This is a genomic window from Streptomyces sp. NPDC002573 (assembly GCF_042889625.1).
In the GTDB taxonomy this organism is placed as follows: domain Bacteria; phylum Actinomycetota; class Actinomycetes; order Streptomycetales; family Streptomycetaceae; genus Streptomyces; species Streptomyces gibsoniae.
The window spans coordinates 49,959-69,606 of the sequence record NZ_JBIARC010000023.1; the positions used below are offsets into that span (position 1 = coordinate 49,959).

Consider the following 19,648-nt stretch of genomic DNA (forward strand, 5'->3'; position numbering starts at 1 on the left):
CACGGGGATGGCGGCCTTCTCGGAGGCCCCGAATCCGTGCTGTACTTGTGTATCCGTCGGACTGGCTCACCCCCAGTCCTCTGAGACGCCGAGAGGAGGCGATTGAAGTGATCAGCATCAAGACCAGCTCCACCCGCACCGTCAAAATGACCGATCGCTCGGTCGCCTCCACGTGCATGCTCGGCGCCTCGGTCCTGGGCACCGGTCTGTCCGGCATTTCCGCCGGCCGCCCGGCGTCCTCCCTGTCTCTCGCGGGTCTTCCCATCCGTGAGCGCAATGAGCGACCGACCAAGGCACTGGAAGCAGTAGCGGCACAGGCACAGGCCTATGCCTTTGCAGCGGCCGGTGCCGGATTCCGGAAGCAGACGCAGCACCACCTGATGTGGGCCTTCCGTGGGCCAGAACCCTGGAGTGATCCAGCCTGATCGCCGATCAGGCCGGCGCCTTCAGGGCCGCGGAACCCCACCCGGGATCCGCGGCCCTTCTGTTTTCCCCGAACGGGGAGAGCGGACCGAAGGGGCCTCGGGACAAGAAAAGAACCCGGTACCAAGCCGCCACCCGGCCCAACAGGGCCGGAACGACCAGACGAGGAAGACGACCCGTGCAACTCGAAGCGCACGCCCCGTCCGTACCGCCTTCCGAAACGATCCCCCCGCCCGGCCTCACGGAGGACTCCACCTTGATCCCGCTCACCGCGCTCACCGCGCTCGACGACGCCATCGAGAACCTCGGCGTACCCGTCCCCTGCCGCTCCTACGACCCGGAGGTCTTCTTCGCCGAGTCGCCAGCCGACGTGGAGTACGCCAAGTCCCTCTGCCGCACCTGCCCGCTGATCGAGGCCTGCCTCGCCGGCGCCAAGGAGCGGCGTGAGCCCTGGGGCGTCTGGGGTGGCGAGCTCTTCGTCCAGGGTGTCGTCGTCGCCCGGAAGCGGCCGCGTGGCCGCCCGCGCAAGAACCCGGTCACGGCATGAACACCCCAGGAACGATCGATCGCCCCCTCACGCACGACCCCAAGAAGCAGGCCCCGATGAAGCCGTCCACCAGCGAGCCCGCAGGCTCCGCGACCCCTGACGTCACCACCACAGGCGCGAACGCCTCGCGTCAGAACAGGACCCGAGAGATGCAACTCATCCCAGAAGCCTTGGCTCGCGCGCATATGCGCGAGCGACTGCACGAGGCCGAGGAGCAACGCCGGGCCGTGCGCCTGGTGATGGCCCGCCGGATGCAGCGCAAGGCTGAGCGCGCCTCGCTGCGTGCCCGGCGTGCGCTGGCCATGGCCGTGATGCAGTAGCCGACCACCGTCGGCGGCGGGAAGACCCCACGGGGGCCGGTCCGAACGGACCGGCCCCCGCAGTGCGTTGGCTCAGAGCTCCGAAAAGAGCTCTTGGCCCGTCATGCCTCGACCGCAGGCTCCTCCTCCGGCAGGAAGCCCGGGAGCCACTCCTCCAGTTCGTCGCGCAGCCGGACCGTCGCGCCCAACTGGCACAGCACACCGATCGTGCTCAGGGTCACCCGGTGGATGAGCAGGTACGCCGGGGGCAGGTTCAGCTGCTTGCCCAACTGGTAGGCGGGGGAGCGCGGATCGGCGATACGGGCCGCCTGGCTCCGCATCCAGCCGCGGGTGAACGTGAACTCGTCCGCCTGGGCGGGCTCGATGATCGGCACGAGGTAGTCGAGGACCGCATCGGGGTCGAGGTCGATGGACTCCTTGACGAAACCCTCCTCGCAGAGGAGCTCGTAGACCGACTGGGCGTCGCCCTCGATGGCCATGCGCAGGGAAGGGCCGATCGGGGTGGGCAGACCGCCGGGGAGGCGGTCGACCGTGCCGAAGTCGAGGACGCCGAGGCGCCAGTCGTCCTTCCGGGTGGCGCCGGGCAGCAGACGGAAGTTGCCCGGGTGCGGGTCGGCGTGCAGAAGGCCCGTGCGGGCCGGGCCGGAGAAGAGGAAACGGGCCAGCAGCTGACCGGCGCGGTCGCGCTGCTCCCGGGTGCCGTCCGCGATCACCTCCGACAGCGGTATGCCGTCGACCCATTCGGTCACCAGGATCTGCTCGCACTGGTGCACCACATCCGGCACCATCACGTCCGGGTCGTCCGCGAACTCCTCCGCGTGCGCCCGTTGCGCCTTTGCCTCCAGGCCGTAGTCCAGCTCCTCGGAGACCCGGTCGCGCAGCTCCGTGATCAGCGGCTTGATGTCCATGCCCGGGATGAGCGGGCCGAGCAGGCGGGCGAACCGGCTGAGCTGGTTGAGGTCGGAGAGCAGCGCCTCCCCGGCGCCCGGGTACTGCACCTTGACCGCGACGTCGCGGCCGTCGTGCCACACCGCGCGATGGACCTGGCCGATGGACGCGGCCGCCGACGGCTTGTCCTCGAACTCCTGGAACAGCTCGTGCCAGTCGGGGCCGAGGTGCTCCTCGAGCACGGCGTGGACCGTGCGTGTCGGCATCGGCGGGGCCGCCTCCTGAAGCTTGGTCAGGGCGGCCCGGTAGGGCCCGGCGACCTCCTCGGGGAGCGCGGACTCGAACACGGACAGAGCCTGGCCGAACTTCATGGCACCCCCCTTCAGCTCGCCCAAGACCTTGAACAGCTGTTCGGCGGTGCGCTGCTGGAGTTCGCGGCCGACGATCTCGGCCGATTCCCCGACGATGCGTTTGCCCAGTCCCCATGTGGCCCGCCCGGCGAAGCCGAGCGGCAGCGCGGCGAGCTTGGCGGTACGGGTGACCGCCTTCCGGGGAAGATCAGACATGCGCCCTCCAAGTCCCAGACAGCCGTGCCGCGTGCGCCCTGCGGGACGAGTTGCTCGACGGTCGTTGCTCCGCCATTGTCTCGTGCGGCTCCCCGTCCTTTGAGGTGTGTTCCTCGTTACCTTTCTCCGCCGTGCCGCACCCGCATGCGGGGTGCGGCCATACAGGCCGGGTGTGCCAGTGCAGTCGCGGCACGGACGCCTCCCAGCGTGCGCCGGCGCTGGAGGGAGTGTCGCCGTCGAGAAAGGCGAGCGCGTGTCCGGCGGCGACTCCGGCGACGGCGGTGGCCAGGGCGAGGTCACAGGCCTGGATCTGCCGTGGGCGTCCGGAGCGCCACTGCGCGACCAGTCGGGGCCAGGTCTCGTCCCGGTCGGTGCGGGCCCGGTCCAGGCAGCCCGCGCAGGCCGTTTCACCCGGCAGGACGAACGGGCCGACGACTCCCGTGCCCTCCACGACCCCGGCGTACAGATGGGGCGTGCCGGAGGCGATCAGGGGTTCGGCGGTGAAGGGGTCGGGTGCGTGGACGGTCAGACCGTCGCGCGGGGCGAGGATCACCAGGGAGTAGCCGGGGCCCGGGTCGTCGCGGGGTGAGCGCCGGGAGATGCGCTCCCGGCGTGGAGGCCGGTCCGGCGCGGCCGCCCGCACGGCGCGGCGGGCCGCGTCCTCGCGGCGCGCCCCGATCGAGTCGGCCGGGAGGCCGCCCGGTGCGACGTCCCACGGTTCGACGCAGCCGATGTCGCGGACGTCGACCTCGCCGACGCCCGCGCCTGCGAGCAGCGAGGCGAGAACGGTTCCCACCCGGCCCGCGCCGCGGACCTGGACGCGATGGCTGCGGCGGGCGGCCAGACGCCGGGCGGGCTCGCCCGGCGCGCGGGCGACGAGCGACAGGGACGCCAGATCGGACCGCAGGCGGTCCAGGACGCCGGCCTTCGCGCGCAGGGCCTCGGCTTGTGGGCCGCCGCCCGTGGCGTCGTCCAGCAGGCCCGAGCCGGACAGGTTGTCGACCAGGGCGTCCACATGCCCGTCGGGCAGGCCCATGCGGTGGGCCTCCTCGCGCAGCAGCGGCAGGCCTCGGGTGCCGTCGAGCAGGCCGAGGAAGCTGCCCGTCGCGGTGTCCACAGGCCCCAGCACCATGGCGTGCGCGGGTGCCATCCCGAACTGCACGGTGTTCAGATCGCGCCAGCCGCGCCGCAGCGCAGGCTTCACCATCGGATGCATGAGCGGCCCCCGTAGCTGTCGTAGGTCCCAGTTCGTCGGCGGGTGTTCGGTGTGCTGGCGGCTGCCAGGATGCCCCCGGCGGGTAAGGGTGTGCTGAAGTTTGTCCACAGGCAGGGGTGTTGGTCGTACTAATCAAGCGCATGGGGTGCGGATCAGCACGGAACCGTTCCCGAGGGGGGACTTCCCGCTGGTGCAGCGGGTAACGTCGGGGCGTGCCCGCCGATCCACTGCCCCGCGCCGGAAAGCCACAGCGCAGCACGACCAGCCAGCCGCCGAGCGGCTCGAGGGCGAGCGCGATCGAGGTTCGCAGGAGCGCGCGTCGCCGTAGAACGGTCTCCGCGTACCGCGAGGGCGATCGCACCATCGTGCTGATCCCCGCCCGGATGTCCGAGGCCGAGGAGCAGCGCTGGGTGACCGTCATGCTCGACAAGCTCGCCGCCCAGGAGAGCAAGCGGGTGATCGGCGATGTGGAGCTGGCCGAGCGTGCGGAGCGGCTGTCGGCGCAGTACTTCGAGGGGCGGGCGCGGCCCGCGTCGGTGCGCTGGGTCACCAACCAGAACACGCGCTGGGGCTCCTGCACCCCGTCCGAGGGCAGTATCCGTCTGTCGCACCGGTTGCAGGGGATGCCGGAGTACGTCGTGGACTACGTCCTGCTGCACGAGCTGGCGCATCTGCTGGTGCCCGGGCACGGGCCGCGGTTCTGGCGGCTGCTGGAGGCCTATCCGCGCACGGAACGTGCCCGCGGCTATCTGGAAGGGGTCGTCGCGGCCGGCCGGCTGCCGCACCAGCCGGTGCCTCCCGCCGAGTAGCCGGAGCCGTCGTCGTCCCTCTTGCCGGGTGCCGTCCGTGAAGCGGTTGTGTACCGGGTCTGTACCGACTGCGTCCGCTGTGGGCGATTGCCGTTAGCCTGGCGCGACGCACTCACAGTCGGAATGGGGGACGGTCGTTACGCATGGCCAGGGAATTCCAGCGCGGCCACAAGGCCAGGATCAGTGACCTCACCGCGGGCACGGATCTGTACGTAGGCGTGCAGATCTCCGGGCCCGGGCTGACCTTCGACATCAGCTGCTTCGGTCTGGACGGCGACGAACGGCTCTCGGACGACCGGTACTTCGTCTTCTTCAACCAGCCGAAGTCGCCGGAGGAGGCCATTCAGCTCCTCGGGCCGCAGGCGGGCGACACGGAGTCCTTCCGGATCACGCTCGACAGGATCCCTCCGCAGATCCACAAGCTGTCCTTCACGGCGACGCTAGACGGCACCGGGCAGATGTCGCAGATCGGCCCCGGATACCTGCGCATCGTGGCGGGTGGCGAGGAGGTGGCCCGATACCCGTTCAGCGGCGCTGAGTTCAGCACCGAGCGTGCGGTCATGCTCGGCGACTTCTATCTGAAGGATGTCTGGCGGTTCGCCGCCGTCGGCCAGGGCTTCGACGGCGGGCTCGAGGCGCTTCTGAAGAACTTCGGCGGTGAGGTCCTCGAGGAGGAGCAGCCGTCCGCGCCGCAGGAGCCGCAGCAGCCGGCCCCCGGTGCGGCTCCCGGGTTCGCCCCGCCCGTCCAGGCGTCCGTGCCGCTCGCGTTCGGCGCCCCGGCCGCGCCCGTCGCCCCGGTGCCGCAGCAGCCGCATCCCGCGCCGGGTGGCTTCCCGCCGCCCGCCCCGCCCGCGCCCGCCCCGGCACCGGCCGCACCCTCCGTGCACCACGCGCCCACCATCGTCGCGCCCCTGACCACGCCGCCCGGCGGCACCGTGCCGCCGCCCCCGGGCCCGGCGCCGTACGCCCAGCCGCCCGGACGGCCGGGCCCGCCCCCGGGCTACGGCGGTCAGCAGCCCGCCACCATGCCGCCCGGCTACGGACAGCAGCCCCCGGCGCCTCCCGGACACGGTCAGCAGCCGTCCTACGGCCAGGCAGGCGCTCCCGCCCCGTACGGCGCTCCCCAGGGCGCCCCGCAGGCCGGTGCCGGTGTGGCCGCCGCGCTGCAGCTGTACAAGGAGACACCCACCGGTCAGCGGTGGACCCAGCAGAACAAGAAGCTCGTCCGCGTCGACCTCGGCATCGGCGGCCAGCCCGTGCTGGCGCGGCAGGGCAGCATGGTGCTCTACCAGGGCAAGGTCGACTTCAACTACAAGGGCGCCGGTTTCGCCGGGCGCATCGTCGGCAACGCGACCGGCCAGGAGATGCAGCTGATGCGCTGCACGGGCCAGGGCCAGGTGTTCTTCGCCGAGAACGCCACCCATCTGCACCCGATCGAGCTCCAGGGGGAAGCGATCTGCGTCTCCTCGGAGAACGTCCTCGCCTTCGACGAGTCCCTCCAGTACGAGGTCCGGCGCATCGAGGGCCACGGCATCCCCGGCGGCGCGCTGTTCACGATGCAGTTCCAGGGGACCGGCACGATCGTCGTGAAGACGCACGGCGCGCCGGTGGTGCTGCCCGTCACGCCGACCACGTTCGTCGACTCCAACGCCGTCGTCGCCTGGTCCGCCGCAGCCCAGGTGATCGTCTCCAGCCAGGTGCGGATGCGCCGCAACGCCTACCCGGGGGACACCGGGGAGGGCGTCAACCTTCAGTTCCGTGCCGCGCCCGGCAACTTCGTCGTCGTCCAGCCCTACGAGGTCTAAGGGGAGCCCGTCATGAACCAGCCGCTCGCGGGCTTCGCCCCCGCACCCGTTACCGCCCGCATGGAGAACCACGGCAGCCACATGCTGAAGGTCGCCATGCAGACCGGGAACGACCTCTTCGCGCGCGTGGGGTCCATGGTCGCCTACGAAGGGTTCGTCACCTACGAGCCCAACCCGCCCGCCGTGCGCCAGATCGCTCGAGACTGGCTTACCGGCGAGGGCGCGCCCCTGATGAAGTGCTCCGGGGACGGCCTGCTCTACCTCGCCGACTACGGGGCGAACGTCGTCGTCATCGATCTGGCCGGGGACGCGATCTCCGTCAACGCCACCAACCTGCTCGCCTTCGACGCGCATCTGCAGTGGGGTGTCGAACGCGTCAAGGGGCTCGCCAAGTTCGCCGGGCAGGGCCTGTGGAACACGAGGATCTCCGGTCAGGGCTGGGTCGCCCTGACCTCCCGGGGCACGCCGATCGTCGTCGACTGCGGCGGCGGTGAGGACGAGACGTACGTCGACCCGGACGCGCTCGTCGCCTGGTCCCCGAACCTGAGGGTGAAGGGCAAGCGCAGCTTCAAGGCGCAGTCGCTCATCGGGCGCGGCAGCGGCGAGGCGTACCAGATGGCGTTCTCCGGGCAGGGCATCGTGGTCGTCCAGCCCAGCGAGGACAGCACCGACCGCCTCCGGATCCGGGGCTGAGGGGGAACCGCACACCATGCAGAGCACGCTTTTCGGCTACAACGAGCAGCAGACCCAGGAGCGCTACAGCCTGCAGAACGCGCAGCTGCTGCGCGTCCTGCTGGAGGGCCACGACGACATCCTGGCGCGCAAGGGCACCATGGTCGCCTACCAGGGGCTCATCGAGTTCGACGCCGAGTACCAGAGCAGCGGCCAGCACCGTGCGCGCGCGTACACCGGCGAGGGCCTGGACCTGATGCGCTGTCACGGACAGGGCACCGTCTACCTCGCCAATCTCGCCCAGCACGTCCACATCATGGACGTCGAACAGGACGGGCTCACCGTCGACAGCAGCTATGTGCTGGCGATGGACTCCTCGCTGCACCACGAGGTCATCGCCGTGGACAGCCAGTACGGCATCTCCGGCTCCGGCAAGTACCAGCTCAACATCACCGGGCGCGGCAAGGTCGCGCTCATGACGTCGGGCGCGCCTCTGCTGATGCAGGTCACGCCCGACAAGTACGTCAACTGCGACGCGGACGCGATCGTCGCCTGGTCCACCGGCCTGCGGGTGCAGATGCAGGCCCAGACACACTCCTCAGGGGTGTGGCGCCGACGCGGCAACACCGGTGAGGGCTGGGAGCTCAGCTTCATGGGCAGCGGCTTCGCGCTGGTGCAGCCCAGCGAACTGCTGCCGCCGCAGAACGCGGTGATCGGACAGGGGCTGCGCGCCCAGTACGGCATGGGTCAGCACGGAGCACGGGCGCAGAACCAGGGCAACGTCTGGAGCTGACCGCCCGGAGGACCGGAACCGCGTAAGGGGCGATCGCAATGGCGATCGCCCCTTACGCGCATCCGTACCTGCCGTCACAGCCTGGCGCGCGTCGTCTCCAGCAGACGTACGACCGAGTCGTCCGCCACGGTCGCCACCTCGTCGTAGGCGAACCAGCGCAGGTCCAGCGATTCGTCGCTGATCGCCTCGACGGCACCGGCCGGAGCGAGCGCCGCGTACTGGACGTCGAGATGCCAGGTGCACGGAGTGTGATGACGGTCCAGGCGCACCGGGCCGCCGGGCAGCAGGGTCAGCCCCGCGATGCCCGACTCCTCCGTGGCCTCCCGCAGGGCCGCGTCCGCCAGCGTCGCGTCGGACGGCTCGCAGTGGCCGCCCATCTGCAGCCACATCCGCAGCTTCCCGTGCAGGGTCAGCAGCACCCGGTCGTGCTCGGGGTCGATCACCAGGGAGCTCGCCGTGACATGCCCGTCACGGCAGGCCTTCCACATGCCGTCCGGATGCGTCGCCAAGTGGTCCAGGTAGACCTGGCGCAGCTCTTCCTGGCCCTCGTACCCCTTCAGGACGAGGACCGCGTCGTCATGGAGGCTCACTCGGCGTCGTCGCCCTCGGCGTCGCCCTCGTCCTTCTTGGTCAGGTCGGTCTTCCCGGTGGAGCCGCCCGCCGCCTCGCCGAGCATCTTGTCCAGCTCGGAGAAGTCGAGCTGCTCCCGGTGCACAAAGCCGTCCGGGTCGTCCAGGTCGGAGGCCGTGGGCAGCATGTCAGGGTGCGCCCACAGGCCGTCCCGGCCGTCCACGCCACGCGCGTCGGTGAGCGAGGCCCACAGACGGGAGGCGTCCCGCAGCCGGCGCGGACGCAGCTCCAGACCGATCAGCGTGGCGAACGTCTGCTCGGCGGGGCCGCCCGAGGCACGGCGGCGACGCAGGGTCTCGCGCAGCGCGTCCGCGGAGCCCAGGCGCGGCTTGGCCGCGGCGTGCACCACCGCGTCCACCCAGCCCTCGACCAGCGCCAGCGCCGTCTCCAGACGGGCCAGGGCCGCCTTCTGCTCCGGAGTGTCCTCCGGCTGGAACATGCCCTGCTGGAGCGCCTGCTGCAGCTCCTCCGGGTTCTGCGGGTCGAACTGGCCGACCACGTCCTCCAGCTTGGCCGTGTCGACCTTGATGCCGCGCGCGTAGCCCTCGACCGCGCCGAACAGGTGCGAGCGCAGCCACGGGACATGGGCGAACAGGCGCTGGTGCGCGGCCTCCCGCAGGGCGAGATACAGCCGCACCTCCTCCTGGGGCACGCCCAGGTCCTTGCCGAGCGCCTCGATGTTCAGCGGCAGCAGCGCGGCCTTGCCGGCCGGGCCGAGCGGCAGACCGATGTCGGTGGACCCGACGACCTCGCCGGCGAGCACGCCGACGGCCTGCCCGATCTGCGTCCCGAACATGGCGCCGCCCATGGAACGCATCATGCCGATCAGCGGGCCCGCCATGGCCTGCATCTCCTCCGGCAGGACGTCGCCCATGGCCGCGCCGACGCGCTCGGCGACCGGGTCGACGAGCTCCTTCCACACCGGCAGGGTCGCCTCGACCCACTCGGCGCGGCTCCAGGCCACGGCGGAGCCGGCGCCCGACGGCAGCGACGTCACATCGTCGAGCCACAGGTCGGCAAGGCGGACGGCCTCCTCGACCGCGGAGCGCTCGCCGGGGCTCACGCTCGCGTCCTTGGTGCCGTCCGGGGTGCCCTGGGAGACCGTCTGGCGGGCGATCTGCTTGGCCATGTCCCAGTTCACCGGGCCGCCCTCGTAGGAGAGCATCTGACCCAGCTGCTGGAACGCGGCGCCCAGGTCGGTGGGGTTCAGGGAACCGAACATCGCGGCGAGCGGGTTGTCGGCGCCGGCTCCGCCGGCTCCGGGCAGCCCGAAACCGAACGGGTTGGCCGGTCCCTGACCACCACCGCTCTCCTGGTCCTTCTTCTTGCCCTCGTCGCCGTTCTCCGGCTCCTCCGGCGGAAGGCCGAATCCGAATGGGGTGTCACTCACGGGATTCCTCGGCTGGTAAGGCCACCGGCTTTCTCCGGCGGCTGGCTGCCCGACAACACACCCAGCGTAGACACCCCGGCGCGATCGGGCCTGAGTGCTTCACCGACACCTGGCCTGCGGCAGGATGGATGCCACCTGGTACGGCCGCGTGTGTTGCGCCCGTACTGAAGACAACCGCTGGAGACGCCCGGTGAGTTCCCCAGATCCACAGGTTCGCGCAGCGCGAAACCATTCGGCCCGCCCGTCGCCCGACGACCGTCCCCGCCCGGCGACGCAGCGCGGCGACCAGTCGCCCGCCCTCCGTGGGCCCGTCGTCGCGGTCACCGGCGCCGCGTCCGGCGTCGGCGCGCTGCTGACCGAGCGACTCGCCGCCTCCGACGAGATCAAGCAGGTCATCGCCATCGACGAGCGGCGCGGGGAGTGCGCGGCGGCGCAGTGGCACATCCTGGACGTACGGGACCCGGCGATCGCCGACAAGCTGCGCGGCGCGGACGTCGTGGTGCACCTGGCGCTCGACCTCGACCTGGAGACGGATCCCGCGGCGCGCACGGCGTACAACGTGCGGGGCACGCAGACCGTGCTGACCGCCGCCGCGGCCGCCGGGGTGCACCGGGTGGTGCTGTGCACCTCGGCGATGGTCTACGGGGCGCTGCCGGACAACGAGCTGCCGCTCTCGGAGGACGCCGAGCTGCGGGCCACGGCGGAGGCGACCGGGGTCGGGGACCTGCTGGAGATCGAGCGGCTGGCACGGCGGGCGCCGCGCGCGCACCCGGGACTCAATGTCACCGTGGTCCGGCCGTCCGTGCTGGTCGGTGGCACGGATACCGCGCTGACCAGGTATTTCGAGTCGCCCCGGCTGCTGGTGGTGGCGGGGTCGCGGCCGGCCTGGCAGTTCTGCCACGTCGAGGACCTGTGCAGCGCCCTGGAGTACGCCGTCCTGGAGAAGGTGGAGGGGGAGCTCGCCGTCGGGTGCGACGGGTGGCTGGAGCAGGAGGAGGTCGAGGAGCTGAGCGGGATCCGGCGGATGGAGCTGCCCTCGGCGGTCGCCCTGGGGGCGGCGGCCCGGCTGCACCGGATCGGACTGACGCCCTCGCCCGCCGGTGACCTCGCGTACACGATGTACCCGTGGGTGGTCAGCGGCAGCCGGCTGCACGATGCCGGATGGCGGCCCCGGTGGACGAACGAGGAGGTCCTCGCGGAGCTGCTGGAGGAGGCGTCCGGGCGGCACACCGTGGCGGGCCGGCGGCTCGGGCGCAAGGACGCGACGGCGGCGGGTGCCGCGGGCGCCACGGTGGCTCTGCTCGGCGCGGCCGCGGTGGTGCGGCGGGCGCGCAAGGCCCGGCGGCGCATCTGAGGGTTCGCCCCTCGGGCGCGTGCCGGTGGATCTCTGTGTTGGGGGACGGCCCCTCGTGCGCACGTGCCCGTGGATCTCTGCCTCGAGGGACCACCCCTCGTGCGCGCGTCGACGGATCTCTCCCTTTCTCGCCCCGGAGGCGTACGGCACGATGGGGGCATGGCACCCCACAGCAACCACCCCGGTGAGCGCGCGGCGGACGATCCGATCAAGCTGCTCGCGATCCGCGACACCCCGCTCTCTCTCGACGAGGTCTTCCGGGCGGTCGGGGACGACGCGGCCGGGGGCACGGCACTGTTCGTCGGGACCGTGCGCAACCACGACGCCGGGGCGGACGTCGAGGAGCTGGCGTATTCGAGCCACCCCAGTGCCGAGGCGGAGATGCGGCGGATCGCCGAGAAAGTCGCCGCCGACTATCCCGTGCGGGCCCTCGCGGCCGTGCACCGCGTCGGGAACCTGAGGGTCGGCGACCTCGCCGTGGTCGTCGCCGTGGCCTGCCCCCACCGGGGCGAGGCCTTCGAGGCGTGCCGCAGGCTGATCGACGATCTCAAGCACGAGGTGCCGATCTGGAAGCACCAGACGTTCTCCGACGGGACGGAGGAATGGGTGGGCGCGTGCTGACCCCCGGGCGCCGCCCGTCGGCGCCGTCCGCCCCCCGGCGCACTCCTCTCATAGGGTTAACCAAGCTCTCACCGGGCTCCGGTTGCGTAACCGCACCCCTGACGCGAGCGTTGACAGGGCGGATGGTTAATCTGCTGATCAGTCAGTTGCGGTCGCTCATGGGGTTGGGAGGTCGGCATGGCGGCGCTCGCCTGGTTGCTGATTCCGCTTTTGGCTGCGATCGGTGCCGGACTGTGGGGCGGCTGGGCCGGTCGTCATCGCAAGACCGCGGGTGACGGCACCGAGCTCGCCGGATACGCGCGCTTCCGCGAAGCCATGGAGAAATCCCACTCAGGCACCTGAGAACGTGCCGCCCGAGGGGCCGCCCACACGGATGGGACGGCCCCGGGGGTGCACTGACAGGACCGTCCCGTACTGTCGTTCCATGCCACGCCGCACCGCGACGATGCTCGCCTCGACCCTGATGCTGATCGCGCTCCTGTGCGCGGGAGTGTTCATCAAAGTGCCGTACTCGGAGATGTCCCCGGGGCCGACGGTGAACACCCTCGCCGAGCACGACGGCGAGCCGGTGCTGCAGATCTCCGGGCGCAAGACCTATCCGACGACCGGCCATCTGAACATGACCACGGTCCGGGTCACCAGCGCCGACTACAACATGAACCTGGTCGAGGCCGTCTACGGCTGGCTCGCGCACGACGACAAGGTCGTCCCGCACGACACGCTCTACCCGGACGGCAAGACCGAGCAGCAGTCCACCCAGGAGAACGCCGAGGAGTTCTCCCAGTCCCAGGAGAGCGCCAAGGTCGCCGCCCTGAAGCAACTGGGCATCCCGGTGAAGTCCTGGGTGATCGTCGCCACAGTCCTCAAGGACTCGCCCGCCGAGGGCAGGCTGCACGCCGGTGACGTCATCAAGGCCGTCGACGGAGCGCCCGTGAAGGGGCCCGACGACGTCGCCAAGCTGGTCACCAAGCACAAGCCGGGACAGGACGTCGTCTTCACGATCGTGCCCGTCAAGGAGCAGGCCGCCGCCGAGAAGGCGCAGAAGACGGCCACCAAGACCCAGGATGTGACGATCACCACGGCGAAGTCCCACGACAGCGGTCGGCAGCGGGCCATCGTCGGGATCTCCGCCGGGACCGACCACACCTTCCCGTTCACGATCGACATCAAGCTCGCCGACGTCGGCGGTCCCAGCGCGGGGCTGATGTTCGCCCTCGGCATCGTCGACAAGCTCACCCCGGACGACCTCACCGGCGGGAAGTTCGTGGCCGGCACCGGCACCATCGACGACGACGGGAACGTCGGCCCGATCGGCGGGGTCGAGATGAAGACCGTCGGCGCGCGCGAGAAGGGCGCCCAGTACTTCCTGACGCCCAAGGACAACTGCGCGGCCGCCGCCGCCGACACCCCCGAGGGCCTCACCCTCGTCCGCGTCAACACCATCGGCGACGCCCTGAACGCCCTCAAGGACATCCGCACCGGCAAGACCGCCGACCTGCCGAAGTGCACCACCAAGGGCTAGACGCGCACGAACGGGCTCCGCGCGCCCGGGCGCAGGCGCCGCGCTCCTGGGCCCGCGGCGCGCCGCAGGGCGCGTACGACGGCGGGGGCGCCCCCTGATCATCAGGGGGCGCCCCCGCCGTCGTAGTACGCGCGGACCTCAGTCCGCGAACGTCGCCGCCAGCGCCTCCGCGAGCCCCGGCACCAGGTCCGGGCCCGTCAGCACCTCCGTCGGCGAGTCCTTCTCGCGCAGCCGCACGGCCGAGTCGCGCGCACCGTCGCGCAGCACCGCCACCGTCATCCGCACCTCCTGGCGGTCCGGGTGCTCGGCGACCCACCGGGCGAGCTTCTTGTCGCTCAGCCCCTGCGGGACCGTGGCCTCCGCGGACGGCGGCAGCATCAGCCGCTCCACCGCGAGCGCGCAGCCGACGACCGCGTCGGGCCAGGCGATGGTGGCGAGGAACTCGTCCAGCGGCCTGTCGGCAGGGACCTCCTCCTGCTCGATCGGGGTGAGGCCCGCGGACTCGGACTCGTCCTCCAGGCCGAGCTGGGCCGCGAGCGAGGGTTCCTGGGCCCGCAGTCGCGCGGTGTCGACGAGGGCGAAGAGGCGAGCGGGCTGGTCCCAGCCAAGGCCGGAGACGTACTCGTCGATCTCGAGCACGGCCCGGGTGAGGGGGCTCGCTGCCATGGGAGTGTTGGACATGGTCACAATCCTGCCTGGTTCCCACCCGGAATCGGGAACCGAGTAAAGCGCCAGTAAGTTGCATAGGTGGGGCTCCGCGATGGTGGAGCCTCATCCATGGTCCGCGTTCACGGGGGCCTGACGGATCAACACGGATCAACCAGCGAACTTCGAGGTGCGCACCTTGGCTTTCCAGATGCCGGACCGCGGCGGAGGCCCGACGGGACCGCGGATCAGAGTGGGCCGCCCGTCCGGGCGCGCCCGGACCCTGCTCATGACACTGGGGGTCCTCGCCGTCCTCGGTATGGCGTTCGTCATGTTCGCCGGCTTCTGGACGGACTGGCTCTGGTACCGGTCGGTGAAGTACTCGTCCGTCTTCACGACCACACTGTGGACCAAGATCGGGCTCTTCTTCGTCTTCGGTCTGCTGATGGCGGCCGCGGTCGGCTTCAACATCTGGCTCGCGCACCGGATGCGTCCGCCGCTGAGTGCCATGTCCATGGAGCAGCAGAGCCTCGACCGCTACCGGATGGGGATCGCGCCCTACAAGCGGTGGCTGCTCCTCGCGATCACCGCCCTGGTGGGCCTGATCGCGGGCGCCTCCGCGGCCGGCCAGTGGCAGACCTGGCTGATGTGGGTCAACGGCGTGCCCTTCCACCAGAAGGACCCCCAGTTCCACCTGGACGTCTCCTTCTACGCCTTCGACCTGCCCTGGTACCGCTTCCTGCTGGCCTTCGGCTTCGCCGCCACGGTGCTGTCGCTGATCGCTGCCGCGCTCACGCACTACCTCTACGGCGGCCTCCGGCTCACCTCCCCGGGAGCGCGCGCCACGGCCGCCGCGACCGGACACCTGTCGGTGCTGCTCGGCGTCTTCGTCGCCCTGAAGGCGGTCGCCTACTGGCTCGACCGGTACGGACTCGCCGTGAAGTCCAGCGACTTCAAGGCGACCGGCGACTGGACCGGCCTGAGGTACGTCGACGCGAACGCCTACCTGCCCGCCAAGACCATCCTGTTCTGCATCGCGGTCATCTGCGCGCTGCTCTTCTTCGCCACCCTGTGGCGGCGCACCTGGCAGCTGCCGGTCATCGGCTTCGGCCTGATGGTCCTGTCGGCGATCCTCATCGGCGGGCTGTACCCGGCGATCGTGCAGAAGTTCCAGGTCCAGCCGAACGAGCAGGCCAAGGAAGCGCCGTACGTCGCGAAGAACCTCAAGGCGACCCGCGAGGCCTACGGCATCGACGACGCCCAGGTCACCGAGTACCAGGGCACGAGCAACACCAAGGACAAGGACAAGCTGCGCACGGACGCCGACGCCACGGCGAGCATCCGACTGCTGGACCCGAACGTCGTCTCGCCGACGTTCCAGCAGTTGCAGCAGATGAAGAACTACTACGCCTTCCCGACCAATCTGGACGTCGACCGGTACACCAAGGACGGCAAGGACCAGGACACGGTCATCGGTCTGCGGGAGCTGAACCTGGCGGGCATCCCGAAGCAGAACTGGATCAACGACCACTTCCGCTACACCCACGGCTACGGCGTGGTCTCCGCCAAGGGCACCACCGCCGACGGCAACGGCCAGCCCGTCTTCACCGAGTCCGACCTGCCGTCCTCCGGCGATCTGGGCACGTACGAGCAGCGGATCTACTACGGGGAGAAGACCACCGAGTACTCGATCGTCGGCGGTCCCCAGAAGGAGATCGACTACTCCGACGACAGCGGCGAGAAGACCACCTCCTACCAGGGCAAGAGTGGCGTCAGCCTCTCCAACCCGATCAACCGGGCCGCGTACGCGGTCGCGTTCGGGGAGCCGCAGATCCTCTACTCCGGCGCCATCGGCGACGGCTCGCGGATCCTGTACAACCGCACGCCCAAGCAGCGTGTGGAGGCGGTCGCGCCCTGGCTGACCATCGACGGCGACGCCTACCCCGCCGTCGTCGACGGCCGGATCCAGTGGATCGTCGACGCCTACACGACGACGAACGGCTATCCGTACGCGTCCCGTACGACGCTCGGCGACACGACGGCCGACTCGCTCACCGCCGGCAACACCCAGCGCGCGGTGATGGCCCAGCAGAACCAGGTCAACTACATCCGCAACTCGGTGAAGGCGACCGTCGACGCGTACACCGGCGAGGTCAAGCTCTACCAGTGGGACACCGAGGACCCGGTGCTGAAGACCTGGATGAAGGCGTTCCCGGGCACCGTGAAGCCGCGGACCGACATCTCGCCCGCGCTGATGTCCCATCTGCGGTATCCGCAGGACCTGTTCAAGGTCCAGCGTGAACTCCTCACCCGCTACCACGTGAAGGACGCGCAGACGTTCCTCAGCGGCAGCGAGGTGTGGCAGGTGCCGGACGACCCCACCAACAAGTCGGGCAACGCGGTGCCGCCGTACTACCTGAGCATGAAGATGCCCGACCAGTCCGCGCAGGCGTTCTCGCTGACGACGACGTTCACACCGAACGGCCGCGACAACCTGAGTGCTTTCATGTCGGTCAACGCCGAGGCGGGCAGCCCCGATTACGGCAAGATCAGAGTCCTGAAGCTGCCGACGAGCAAGACGGTCGACGGCCCCAAGCAGGTCCAGAGCCAGTTCAACTCCGAACAGGACATCGCCGAGTCGATCAGGCTCCTCAAGGGCGGTGACTCGGACATCGAGTACGGCAACCTGCTGACCGTCCCGATCGACGGCGGCCTGCTGTACGTGGAACCGGTCTATGTGCGCGGTGGCGGCCTCAAGTACCCGCTGCTGCGCAAGGTCCTGGTGACCTACGGCGGCAACACGGCGTTCGAGGACACCCTCGGCCAGGCGCTCGACAAGGTCTTCGGGGCGCAGACCGCGACCTCTCCGCCGGGGACCGGGACCACCACCCCGCCCCCGTCCGGCAACCCGACGGTCCAACAGGCGCTCCAGGACGCCCAGAAGGCGTTCGACGCCGGACAGGAGGCCCTCAAGAAGGGTGACTGGGGGGCGTACGGACAGGCGCAGAAGGATCTTCAGGACGCGCTGAAGCGGGCCGCGGAGGCACAGTCCCAGGCCGGCAAGACCACGGGCGGCAGCACCGGCGCGAAGGGCGGCGCGAGTCCGTCCGCCGGTCCGAGCGGCTCGCCCAGCAGCTCACCCAGCGGTTCACCGAGCAGTTCGCCCAGCGGTTCGGGCGGCGGCTGAACCGAGAGCCCTCCCGCGCCGTGATACTGTTGCACAACAACGGCGCGGGGTGGAGCAGCTCGGTAGCTCGCTGGGCTCATAACCCAGAGGTCGCAGGTTCAAATCCTGTCCCCGCTACTGAAGTCGAGGGCCCGGATCCTGATCAGGATCCGGGCCCTCGACGTGTGTGGACGCACGACGGGGCGGGCGAAGACACGACGAGGCGTACGGCGTGACCTGGCGACTCATGCGAAGTGGGGCGGAATGCACGGGCAGTTGGCCACCTGTGTGTTTGACTTGTCTCTCTGTGGGCATGTCGACAAAACGCTGAAGTGACCTCACTGGCTGCGGTATACCAGGTGTACCCAGGTTGCAGGTGGTGCGACGATGGACGTTATGGGGGACAAGGCAACTCTGTTCGAATCGGGGCGAATTGTGCAGCCCGCCAGGCGGGACGAGGTGGGCGAAAAAGGCGAGGCCGTCGAGACCAGGGAGGCCGTCGTCGAGACCGGTGAGGCCGTCGAGGAGGTTCGCAACCGACTCGCTGCGGAGGCCGGCGACATCGAGGCGATGAGCGTCCTCGGGGCGATGCTGCTGCGCCGTGGCGATCTGGACGGGGCCGAGCCTCAGCTGCGCGCCGCCACCGCCGCGGGTGACCGTGCCGCGGCCAACAACCTGGGTGTCCTGCTGCACCAGCGGGGGTACGCCGACGAGGCCGCCGGCTGGTGGCGGGTCGCCGCCGTCGCCGGGTCGGCCGCCGCGGCGCACGCGCTCGGCCGGCACCACCGCGAGCGCGGCGACGAACCCGCCGCGGAGTACTGGCTGCGTCAGTCCGCGGAACAGGGCCACACCCTCGGCGCGTACGCGCTCGCGGATCTGCTGGAGCACCGCGGTGACGAGGGCGCCGAGCGCTGGATGCGGGCCGCCGCCGAGCGCGGGCACCGCGAGGCCGCCTACCGGCTGGCGCGGACACTGGACCGCAGGGCCTTGGAGGTTCAGGAGACCGGCGGTGACAACGGTGTCAGCGCGTCCGGCCTGGAGGAGGCCGAGCAGTGGTACCGGCAGGCCGCCGCGCGCGGCCACCGCCGCGCCGCGCTGCACCTCGGGGCGATCCTGGAGAAGCGGGGGGAGCTGAAGGAGGCGGGGCGCTGGTATCTGACGAGTGCCAAGGACGGCGAGGCGCGGGCCGCCTGCGCGCTCGGCTTCCTGCTGCGGGACGCGGGGGACATCGAGAGCGCCGCCGTGTGGTGGCTGTGGGCCGCGCAGGAGGGCGACGGCAACGCGGCGAACGCGCTCGGCGCGCTGCACGCCGAGCGGGGCGAGACACAGACCGCCGAGCGCTGGTACCGGGCGGCGATGGACGCGGGCGACATCAACGGCGCCTACAACCTGGCCCTGCTCTGCGCGGAGCAGGGGCGTACCGCGCACGCCGAGCAGTGGTACCGGCGGGCCGCCTACAGCGGGCACCGCGAGGCGGCGAACGCGCTCGCCATCCTGCTGCTGCACGGCGGGGACACGACGGGCGCCGAACCGTGGTTCTCCAAGGCCGCCGAGGCGGGGAGCGTCGACGCCGCCTTCAACCTCGGGATTCTGCACGCTGGGCGCGGCGAGGAGACGACGGCGCTCGCCTGGTACGAGCGGGCGGCGGCCGCCGGGCACACCGAGGCCGCCCTCCAGGTCGGGATCGCTCGGCTGCGGGAGGGGGACGAGCAGACGGCCGAGCGGCATCTGCGGTGCGCCGCCGGGGGCGGCAGCGCCGAGGCCGCCTATCGGCTGGCCACCGTGCTGGACGCGCGCCGGCCGCCTCCGCCCGCCCATGAGCTGGGGGAGGCGTCGCACGAGAAGAGCGAGTGCGAGGAGTGGTACGAGCGGGCCGCGACGCAGGGACACCGGCGAGCGCAGGTGCGGGTCGGCATGCTGGCCGCGGCGCGAGGCGATGTCGTGGATGCGGCCCGGTGGTATCGCGAGGCGGCCGAGGGCGGATCGCGCAACGGGGCGTTCAATCTGGGGTTGCTGCTCGCCCGGGAGGGGAGCGAGCCGGAGGCCGCGCTGTGGTGGACGCGGGCGGCGGACGCGGGCCACGGCCGGGCGGCGCTGCGGCTGGCCCTCGTGTACGCGCGCCGGGGAGAGCTGGCGGAGGGCCAGCGATGGGCCGACCGGGCCGTCTCGCTCGGGCCGGCCGAGGTGTCCGAACGGGCCGAGCGGCTGCGGGACGCACTGCGCCAGGAGCTGTCGGCGTGAGGACCTGTGCGGCCCGTGGCGGCGAAGGCCCCGCCAGGCC

The 19,648-nt window shown here is 71.0% G+C and carries 18 protein-coding genes and 1 tRNA gene; 14 read left to right on the forward strand and 5 right to left on the reverse strand.

The genetic code is table 11. The features are described from left to right. The first annotated feature begins 107 nt into the window (after positions 1-107). The 3 genes from ACFYX0_RS22180 (at position 108) to ACFYX0_RS22190 (ending at position 1,290) form a co-directional block, all read left to right on the forward strand. On the forward strand, positions 108-425 hold the full coding sequence (locus ACFYX0_RS22180) for a hypothetical protein (protein ID WP_388972505.1): 318 nt from the start codon (positions 108-110) through the stop codon (positions 423-425). Between the two features lie 176 nt (positions 426-601). Beyond that, on the forward strand, positions 602-970 hold the full coding sequence (locus ACFYX0_RS22185; protein WP_010984500.1) for a WhiB family transcriptional regulator: 369 nt from the start codon (positions 602-604) through the stop codon (positions 968-970). Then, positions 967-1,290, forward strand: coding sequence for a hypothetical protein (locus tag ACFYX0_RS22190; protein ID WP_311692962.1), 324 nt, complete (start codon positions 967-969; stop codon positions 1,288-1,290). The genes ACFYX0_RS22185 and ACFYX0_RS22190 overlap by 4 nt, the downstream gene beginning before the upstream one ends. Positions 1,291-1,391: 101 nt before the next feature. On the opposite strand, the gene ACFYX0_RS22195 is transcribed toward ACFYX0_RS22190, so the two are convergent. Further along, entirely contained in the window at positions 1,392-2,744 is a 1,353-nt protein-coding gene (locus tag ACFYX0_RS22195; RefSeq protein WP_388972507.1) for an ABC1 kinase family protein, read from the reverse strand. Further along, the gene (locus ACFYX0_RS22200; protein ID WP_388972509.1) at positions 2,737-3,960 is read right to left on the reverse strand and encodes a TOMM precursor leader peptide-binding protein; all 1,224 of its coding nucleotides are present in this window, start codon (positions 3,958-3,960) and stop codon (positions 2,737-2,739) included. The genes ACFYX0_RS22195 and ACFYX0_RS22200 overlap by 8 nt, the downstream gene beginning before the upstream one ends. 212 nt (positions 3,961-4,172) lie before the next feature. Between ACFYX0_RS22200 and ACFYX0_RS22205 the strand changes: the two genes are divergently transcribed. From ACFYX0_RS22205 to ACFYX0_RS22220, 4 genes are all read left to right on the forward strand, one after another. Continuing rightward, complete coding sequence (locus tag ACFYX0_RS22205) at positions 4,173-4,769, forward strand: M48 family metallopeptidase (RefSeq protein WP_311692956.1); 597 nt, start codon at positions 4,173-4,175, stop codon at positions 4,767-4,769. A 143-nt stretch (positions 4,770-4,912) separates the two neighbouring features. After that, entirely contained in the window at positions 4,913-6,574 is a 1,662-nt protein-coding gene (locus ACFYX0_RS22210; RefSeq protein WP_388972511.1) for a TerD family protein, read from the forward strand. A gap of 12 nt (positions 6,575-6,586) precedes the next feature. Continuing rightward, the gene (locus tag ACFYX0_RS22215) at positions 6,587-7,267 is read left to right on the forward strand and encodes an AIM24 family protein (protein ID WP_388972513.1); all 681 of its coding nucleotides are present in this window, start codon (positions 6,587-6,589) and stop codon (positions 7,265-7,267) included. A 16-nt stretch (positions 7,268-7,283) separates the two neighbouring features. Then, the gene (locus tag ACFYX0_RS22220) at positions 7,284-8,039 is read left to right on the forward strand and encodes an AIM24 family protein (RefSeq protein ID WP_355918273.1); all 756 of its coding nucleotides are present in this window, start codon (positions 7,284-7,286) and stop codon (positions 8,037-8,039) included. Positions 8,040-8,113: 74 nt separating this feature from the next. Here the strand turns inward: ACFYX0_RS22220 and ACFYX0_RS22225 are convergent, their stop codons facing one another. Both ACFYX0_RS22225 and ACFYX0_RS22230 read right to left on the reverse strand, forming a co-directional pair. Continuing rightward, positions 8,114-8,629: an NUDIX hydrolase gene (locus tag ACFYX0_RS22225; protein ID WP_388972515.1), complete on the reverse strand. Its 516-nt coding sequence runs from the start codon at positions 8,627-8,629 to the stop codon at positions 8,114-8,116. Next, a complete protein-coding gene (locus ACFYX0_RS22230) occupies positions 8,626-10,059 on the reverse strand; it encodes a zinc-dependent metalloprotease (RefSeq protein ID WP_355918267.1) in 1,434 nt (477 codons plus the stop codon). Before ACFYX0_RS22230 ends, ACFYX0_RS22225 begins: the two co-directional genes overlap by 4 nt. A gap of 190 nt (positions 10,060-10,249) precedes the next feature. On the opposite strand from ACFYX0_RS22230, the gene ACFYX0_RS22235 reads away from it, so the two are divergent. The 4 genes from ACFYX0_RS22235 to ACFYX0_RS22250 all read left to right on the forward strand — a co-directional run bounded on the left by ACFYX0_RS22235 (position 10,250) and on the right by ACFYX0_RS22250 (position 13,556). Next, complete coding sequence (locus ACFYX0_RS22235) at positions 10,250-11,413, forward strand: SDR family oxidoreductase (protein WP_388972517.1); 1,164 nt, start codon at positions 10,250-10,252, stop codon at positions 11,411-11,413. Between the two features lie 159 nt (positions 11,414-11,572). Then, a complete protein-coding gene (locus ACFYX0_RS22240) occupies positions 11,573-12,034 on the forward strand; it encodes a molybdenum cofactor biosynthesis protein MoaE (protein WP_355918261.1) in 462 nt (153 codons plus the stop codon). Positions 12,035-12,211: 177 nt separating this feature from the next. Further along, a complete protein-coding gene (locus tag ACFYX0_RS22245) occupies positions 12,212-12,376 on the forward strand; it encodes a hypothetical protein (protein WP_355918258.1) in 165 nt (54 codons plus the stop codon). Between the two features lie 82 nt (positions 12,377-12,458). Further along, positions 12,459-13,556 carry a PDZ domain-containing protein gene (locus ACFYX0_RS22250; protein ID WP_388972519.1) on the forward strand — a complete coding sequence of 366 codons (1,098 nt, stop codon included), beginning with the start codon at positions 12,459-12,461 and terminating at the stop codon, positions 13,554-13,556. A 138-nt stretch (positions 13,557-13,694) separates the two neighbouring features. Here the strand turns inward: ACFYX0_RS22250 and ACFYX0_RS22255 are convergent, their stop codons facing one another. Further along, positions 13,695-14,237 (reverse strand): PPA1309 family protein, encoded by a 543-nt coding sequence (locus ACFYX0_RS22255; RefSeq protein WP_355911160.1) that lies wholly within the window; start codon positions 14,235-14,237, stop codon positions 13,695-13,697. Positions 14,238-14,412: 175 nt separating this feature from the next. On the opposite strand from ACFYX0_RS22255, the gene ACFYX0_RS22260 reads away from it, so the two are divergent. The 3 genes from ACFYX0_RS22260 (at position 14,413) to ACFYX0_RS22270 (ending at position 19,608) form a co-directional block, all read left to right on the forward strand. Further along, a complete protein-coding gene (locus ACFYX0_RS22260; protein ID WP_388972597.1) occupies positions 14,413-17,388 on the forward strand; it encodes a UPF0182 family protein in 2,976 nt (991 codons plus the stop codon). A 43-nt stretch (positions 17,389-17,431) separates the two neighbouring features. Beyond that, a tRNA-Met gene (locus ACFYX0_RS22265) sits at positions 17,432-17,505 on the forward strand. A gap of 249 nt (positions 17,506-17,754) precedes the next feature. Then, positions 17,755-19,608: a tetratricopeptide repeat protein gene (locus tag ACFYX0_RS22270; protein ID WP_388972521.1), complete on the forward strand. Its 1,854-nt coding sequence runs from the start codon at positions 17,755-17,757 to the stop codon at positions 19,606-19,608. The last annotated feature ends 40 nt before the right edge of the window (positions 19,609-19,648 follow it).